The sequence below is a fragment of the Bacillus songklensis genome (assembly GCF_042649685.1).
In the GTDB taxonomy this organism is placed as follows: Bacteria; Bacillota; Bacilli; order Bacillales; family Bacillaceae_H; genus Bacillus_BA; species Bacillus_BA songklensis.
Genome location: NZ_JBHRZT010000009.1, coordinates 1 through 6,451, shown reverse-complemented (window position 1 = coordinate 6,451; position 6,451 = coordinate 1). Strand labels below are relative to the sequence as shown.

At 34.9% G+C, this 6,451-nt stretch carries 9 protein-coding genes and 1 riboswitch; of the genes, 5 read left to right on the top strand and 4 right to left on the bottom strand.

The features are described 5' to 3' along the window. The first annotated feature begins 139 nt into the window (after positions 1-139). Positions 140-475: a hypothetical protein gene (locus tag ACFOU2_RS02015; RefSeq protein WP_377911793.1), complete on the top strand. Its 336-nt coding sequence runs from the start codon at positions 140-142 to the stop codon at positions 473-475. A 314-nt stretch (positions 476-789) separates the two neighbouring features. Here the strand turns inward: ACFOU2_RS02015 and ACFOU2_RS02010 are convergent, their stop codons facing one another. After that, positions 790-1,083, bottom strand: a complete 294-nt coding sequence (locus tag ACFOU2_RS02010) for a hypothetical protein (RefSeq protein WP_377911792.1) — start codon at positions 1,081-1,083, stop codon at positions 790-792. Positions 1,084-1,471: 388 nt separating this feature from the next. On the opposite strand from ACFOU2_RS02010, the gene ACFOU2_RS02005 reads away from it, so the two are divergent. From ACFOU2_RS02005 to ACFOU2_RS01990, 4 genes are all read left to right on the top strand, one after another. Next, positions 1,472-1,579: a YjcZ family sporulation protein gene (locus tag ACFOU2_RS02005; protein WP_377911791.1), complete on the top strand. Its 108-nt coding sequence runs from the start codon at positions 1,472-1,474 to the stop codon at positions 1,577-1,579. Positions 1,580-2,062: 483 nt separating this feature from the next. After that, positions 2,063-2,203, top strand: coding sequence for a YjcZ family sporulation protein (locus ACFOU2_RS02000; RefSeq protein ID WP_377911790.1), 141 nt, complete (start codon positions 2,063-2,065; stop codon positions 2,201-2,203). Between the two features lie 244 nt (positions 2,204-2,447). After that, positions 2,448-2,546 (top strand): YjcZ family sporulation protein, encoded by a 99-nt coding sequence (locus tag ACFOU2_RS01995; RefSeq protein WP_377911789.1) that lies wholly within the window; start codon positions 2,448-2,450, stop codon positions 2,544-2,546. Positions 2,547-2,718: 172 nt separating this feature from the next. Further along, the gene (locus ACFOU2_RS01990) at positions 2,719-2,919 is read left to right on the top strand and encodes a hypothetical protein (protein WP_377911788.1); all 201 of its coding nucleotides are present in this window, start codon (positions 2,719-2,721) and stop codon (positions 2,917-2,919) included. A gap of 55 nt (positions 2,920-2,974) precedes the next feature. On the opposite strand, the gene ACFOU2_RS01985 is transcribed toward ACFOU2_RS01990, so the two are convergent. From ACFOU2_RS01985 to ACFOU2_RS01975, 3 genes are all read right to left on the bottom strand, one after another. Beyond that, a complete protein-coding gene (locus ACFOU2_RS01985) occupies positions 2,975-3,175 on the bottom strand; it encodes a YppG family protein (RefSeq protein WP_377911794.1) in 201 nt (66 codons plus the stop codon). A gap of 994 nt (positions 3,176-4,169) precedes the next feature. After that, positions 4,170-5,285, bottom strand: coding sequence for a diguanylate cyclase domain-containing protein (locus ACFOU2_RS01980; protein WP_377911786.1), 1,116 nt, complete (start codon positions 5,283-5,285; stop codon positions 4,170-4,172). Next, positions 5,269-5,351: riboswitch (cyclic di-GMP riboswitch) on the bottom strand. (Overlaps the previous gene by 17 nt.) 594 nt (positions 5,352-5,945) lie before the next feature. Next, positions 5,946-6,451, bottom strand: a 506-nt coding sequence (locus tag ACFOU2_RS01975) for a hypothetical protein (protein WP_377911784.1), incomplete at its 5' end; no start/stop codon positions are given.

The following is a 6,451-nucleotide window of genomic DNA, read 5'->3' as shown; positions in this document are numbered from 1 at the left end:
ACTAGAACATTCGTAATAAAGGTAAGGTAGGGATTCCTGTGCCTTCTACCTTGCCTTCCTATTATTTTCTAAAGGAGGGCATATTATAAAACATCTAAATGATAACCAATATTTAGACAATCTAGGGGATTTATCTTTATTGGGTAAAATTTCCTCAATTGATACTCAAACGAGTCAATCAAAAATTGATCGTAGTGGAAATTCAGACGTTGATGTTACTGTAAATGTTCAAGTTGATACAACAGCTATTGCATTTGCAATGCTGTATTCATTATTAATGACGAAACAAATATCGAACAAAGAGTGTGAATTAGCTGTTCGACAATTAAAAGACTTGATAAATAAAAATAAGAAATCCTCTTCTGGAAAAGAAAATGACTATATACCTAAAAACAAGAGACCTGAAATAGTAATAGAATCTCCACTTAAAAAAAAGAGACCCGAAATGAAAATAGAATACCCACCTAAAAGATAGATAGGCTCTTAAATACTAACCAAGTTATATGTTTAAGAGCCTTCTCTCTCTATATATCCTCCTATAGATTAGCTGGCTTTTTCGCAAATAACACAAATGTTGAAATATATAAGTCTGCTGAATTAGTAAATGTATATCTTATTCATTTCTAGTTTACATAACCATTCTTATCAACAAGAAAAGAGGTTGGGTATCTTTTAGATACCCAACCTTTTTTTCTCCTTATTTTGTTGACATAACCTAGGATTATGAGAAGTAAAAACAAAGATACCTTCTAATTAAATCAGGACGTATCTTCAAACACAATCTTTTATCTACCAAAAAAAACCAAATGGTATTACTGCAAATGCGATTAGAGCTGCTAAGGCAATGGCAACTGCTGCAGCTCCGAATCCAAAACCAAATTTTCGTCCAAAAAATGGCCTACCAAAACCACCATAACCAAATCCTCTAAGGTTTCTTGGCCCATAAGGTTGATATGGTCTTACATATACATGTGTTGGTGTAACTCTTTCTATCATACCTCTATGAACATTACCTAATTTGTCCTTTAATTCAACTGGCCTTCCTTTATATTTACAGCATAAATGGTAATAATCTCTAGGCAATTTTTACAACTCCCTTCCATAAAAGATAAATGGAAAAATTACTTACAGCTTCTCTTGATAGGGTATGCGGTTTAAAGTGTAGGTGAAATGGACAATGGTCGAGATGTTTGTAGAATTTTAAGCATTTAGAATAACAGAAGGAAAATAAAAGTTTTCAATATTGTATTGGTTTATATAAAAGATTTTCGAACGTAACAAAATGTTATTCATGTTACATTGGTTATAGCTATAACCAAAATCACCAATTGGGTAAATATGTAAATTTCGTGATTGCTCAATGATTTGATTAAGTTGTCCTATACAAATATTTTTTAAAAACATAATTTAGTACTGAGTATTGAATGCTTATCAATTTCCCAATAAGCAATAGAAGGGAGAAGGGCAAATAATGAGTGATGGAAGTTACGGTTACGGTTCTGGGTTTGCTTTAATCGTTATATTATTCGTCTTACTTATCATCGTGGGATGTTCCTGTATGTCCTATGGTGGATATTAAAAGTTACTTTGAATTTACCACTTAACTATTCATAATAGTCGGTTTCGCTAAGGACAGATTACTCAATCTGTCCTTTTTATCATAATCGACGAGAAGACCCTCGCTTCCAGACTTGCTAAGTGGGGGTAGATCAAATAATAATTCATTGCTAAAAATTCCACGTTCATATCAACACTTGTCCATTACCTTTTATGATATTTTGCATATCTTACAACATGAGAGACAAAAGTCTCCTGAATATCCTCCACCGGACATACACACCTTCTTTGTCTTGGCTAAAAGCGCATGTTATAACATGCGCTTTTAGTCTTTGTTGAATTTAAAAATGATTAGAACTGCACTCTAATAGCATTAGTTGGAAAAATATTGAATTTTCTTGTCTATTAGTGAGTCTGTCCAATCCAATTCTTTCTTGAGAACATAACGTAAAAGTATGAATCGTAATTTAGCAATCCCTTACTACTCAATAGGAGGTGAACAAGTATGGGCTTTGGTTGTGGTGGTTATGGTTATACAGCACCTGCAACTACCGCTCCTAGCTATGGCGGCGGTTTTGCGTTAATTGTTGTTTTATTCATTCTCCTCATTATCGTAGGTTGTGTATGCATGGGTATGGGTTATTAGTGGTTGAATTAACGAAAACAATCAATTTTATAGGCTTTAACAATTGATTTTCATAAAAAATAGACTACTCCCTACAAAAATAAAGATAGTGGATAGTCTATTTTAATTTGACATATTACTTAAAAATGTTGATTTTTTCCCTCAGCTAATGAGTTTGTCCAATCCAACTATTTCTTGAAAACATAATGTAAAAGTAGGGATTGTATGTCTGCAATCCCTTCATACTCCATAGGAGGTGTTAAATATGAGCGATGGAATTCGCACTGCTTTTGCGTTAATTGTTGTCTTATTCGTCTTACTTGTCATTGTAGGATGTTCTTGTACAGGATTTGGCGGTTATTAATTCCTCACATCATCTAATGGGAACAGTTGATTTCGTTTCGCTTATTGAGAAGACAAAGGGCAGATTTAAATGATCTTTCCTTTGTCTTAAAATATCTATTTTCACAAACATTGATGAAGATCATGTACCTCTCATTTCAAAATCATATCTTGTGTCAGAAAGGAGGAATAACGTGGAGCATTTAGTTCGAAGATATCAAGGAGAGCCTGTTGAGGTTATGGATCATTATGGACGAGTTTATAGAGGAATTATAGACGGGGACCCACCTCCTGGAGGAATGATGCTTCGTACCCGCTTTGGAAGAAGATTTATCCCCTTCTTCTTAATTGCAGCTCTTTTCCTTTTAAGATTCAGAAGACGACGCATTTTCTAAAAGCTAAATAAAGAAACCTACTTTTTTGTAGGTTTCTTTCTGTTTTTATAATAGGCTATTTTTTAAGAAATTTTGTAATTAGAGGACTTACTAGAGGACTTACTTGATCAAACATTTTCTTAGCTTGTTGAGCCGTTCCTGCAATCTTTATAAAATCTAAATTTCCTTCTGATGTACGAAAATGAGACATGAAATCTTGCTTATTTTGCTTTATTGGGGGGCGTCGTAATGGGCTAGGAGAAAAAAAGGGGTGCATGGGTCGTTGTGGTCTTCTAGGCAGCAAATTCAAAACCTCCTTTGAGTTACATATCTCTTCTCTAATAGATATATGAAAAGTTGAACCTTTAAGGAAAGGTACATATCCCTAAAAACACATAATTACTATTCCTATACATAAAAAAGCAATCATACATAAATTTATGTATGTGATTGAATACATATTTACCTAATAAAAAGCGAACCTCCTTCATAAACAAGAAGTTCGCTTTTTATTAGGTATTTTTTTCAATACAACATGATAATTATCATGTTGTATTGAAAAAAATATCATATACAATCTTCAATTTAATTCCAGACAACATATTATAACTGCGGCTAGGTAAAAAAAGCACCTCCACCTTCGTTAGAGCCCTTTATGCCGCTAAATAAAGAAATAAAGTGCCATTCCATTCCATTAGTTATAGATCTTTTCAAAAGTCGAATTTGTAAAGAGGACTAGAACTAGTCCTCTTTTTTTAAAAGATAAAAAAGTGTAAAGCTACGGAGAATTTTCAACATTACTTAGTTTGCTCCTTATAAATGCATTTTTATCATGATTTCTTATCACAAAACAAATAAAGGGAATAACATCCAAACACCTTGAACAAAATACAAAAGACGCCGCGAGACATCACCCGGTAACAAAATCCTTAGTTCTATACCTAATCTATGAAAAAACTACCTCTTGATCCTCGAGGTAGTTTTTTCGTTTTCTCTCATGTATATCCCATACATTTTTAGTTTACATAACCATTCTTACCGGAACCTGCACCAAAACAAACCCCTTGGCGCCCAAGGGGTTTTGGCTTGTCTATTTTTATTATTTATGCATCTTTTTATACATCGTTGATGAATCAACGTTTTCAGCTTCTCAAGAAGCCTGGCAGCTGTATAAAAAGGGGTGGTTTTATGCAATCTCTAATACATATATTAAAAACAAATTTATCAAAATAACATTTTCTAAAACTCTAAACCTTTTATGAAAAAAGAATCTACTCACCAGTATAAATTAGATAATTGTTTTTCCCTTGCTTTTTAGCTTGATACATAGCTTGATCAGCATGTTTCAATAAGGTTTCTACATTATCCCCATGATGGGGATAAAAAACGATTCCGATACTTGACGTAACTTTTACCGAATTTTTTTTCAAGATAACAGGTAATCGCAATTCTTCTAATACTCTTTCGGCAACTTGAACAACGTCTTCTCGTGTAATTTCAGGCAGTATTACTGTAAATTCATCACCTGCCAATCGTGCAGCCATATCCCTGTCACGAACAGAATTATTTAAACGTTTGGCCACCTCTTGTAGCAATTGATCGCCTATTTCATGACCGAAAGTATCATTTACATTTTTGAAACCGTCTAAATCGATAAACATAACAGCTAAAAGTTTCTCACTTTTAAACTGATCTAATTTCTGATTCAAGGTTTCTTGAAAAAATCGCCGATTCGGCAAACCAGTCAATTGATCATGGTAGATTAAATGATTCATGAGTTCTTCATGTTGTTTCCTTTGAGTTATGTCCAGTACAACTAATTCTCTTGCATCTTTTCCCATGTACTCAATAGGAGTCGAAATAACCTCGACATGAATGATTTTTCCATCAAATCTAATTACTTTCAGTTCATACTTTGAAACTTCGTCCTTGTCTTTCTGTTGTCTCAATAATACTTCTTTTACAGTTTCTATAGAATCGGGATGAATAATATCCATCCAGGGCTTCTCAAGGAGTTCTTGAAAATGAGAAGCTCCTAAAAGATTAGCACAAGCACGATTGACAAAGATAAATTCACCTTCAGAACGGACAAATATTGGCTGAGCAGAATGTCCAATTAAACATCGGTATTGCTCGCGGCTCTTCTGAAGATACTTCGATACCTTTTCTTGCAAGAAAAAAACATTAAAGAAGAGTAAGAGCAAAATAAATAAGGTTATATCATCAAAGATCTCTTCCTCCACACCATTAATATGTAACCCAAGCAGTTTAAGAATTGATTCATCCTTATAATAAACAGCAATAGTAAATAACATAAAAATCAGACTCATTCTGATTTTATGATTTAACTTCATTTTATTAACTTCTCCTTTCGGCAGCTCAGCCATCATAGCAATTGCCTTAGACCTGTAGCTTTGCGTCCTTATCTTTCGATAAGTTTGCCATTTTTCGTGGATGTAGTTTCAGCCTAGCAATTTTACACTATTCGACAAAAAACGACAACTAAAGATTATTAATATATCTGTTATTGTGTTATCCTACTCCATCAGGTCGAAAAGATAACTTGTCATCGTCTTTTCACTATCCCTCGCCTCCTTACCAAGGCTCCTTTTAAATGCAGTAACAGAAGACCTCACCCCATCCTTATAAGAGGATGGGGTGAGGTCTTCTGTTGTTTGCGGAATTCTTAAAAGAACCGTATTCGCAAGCATCGGGGGATTTTAAGCGCAAAAACACCGTAAATAAATTAGAAAAAGTGTTCTCTTTTATTTACAGTATAATTTACAGATCTATTTTCAATTATTTATCTTACTTTTGTAACCTAAATAACTGAATTGGTTTTCAAAATCAAGGGTATATGAACTCCCTCCGGTCGCCCTTGATTTTAAAAATTTTTCGTGCTACCTGGCTGACGCCGACCGAGAACTCATACCAAATAGGATTTTCCCCTCTGTCTCGGTCGAACCAACAGCATAGCACGAAAAACAAGCCGCCTTATAGCCTGTTCTCTCCCTCTTTTCCTCCCTCCAAGCTCACCCAAATAGGAGTCACCAAAACCTCCACCATTTCTTTTGGCCCTTCTGTTCCTCAAGTACAGCAACTTGTTTTTTCATTTCCATCATCTCTTTCATCGCGTTCACTAACTCACCATCACGCTTTTCTAATCGATAATCGATATACTCTTTTTGCTTATCTTGCTGGTTCCGCAGTTCCGCAACAGCCTTCCGCAGCTCCATAATTTCTTCTTTTTGTTGAGCCATTATCTGCATAGCAACCTGGGTTTGCTTCATAAGTTCTTGGAACTGTTCACCCACCTCCACCTGAACAGAAATCGCCTGTTGATTAGACTGCTGCTGCGCTACTGCGGTTGTCACTGCGGTTTCTTCCTCAATTTCTATATTCCTTACAGCCATAAGGCTTAGACCTTCCTCAATCTCCACTGCGGTTAGATTACGGTTGAACCCTTCCGCAATGAAGCGCAGTATATCCGCAGTCTCTGGTCGATACCTTCGGTGACGTCCATCTCCCACATAAGGAATGTAATCAATAAAAC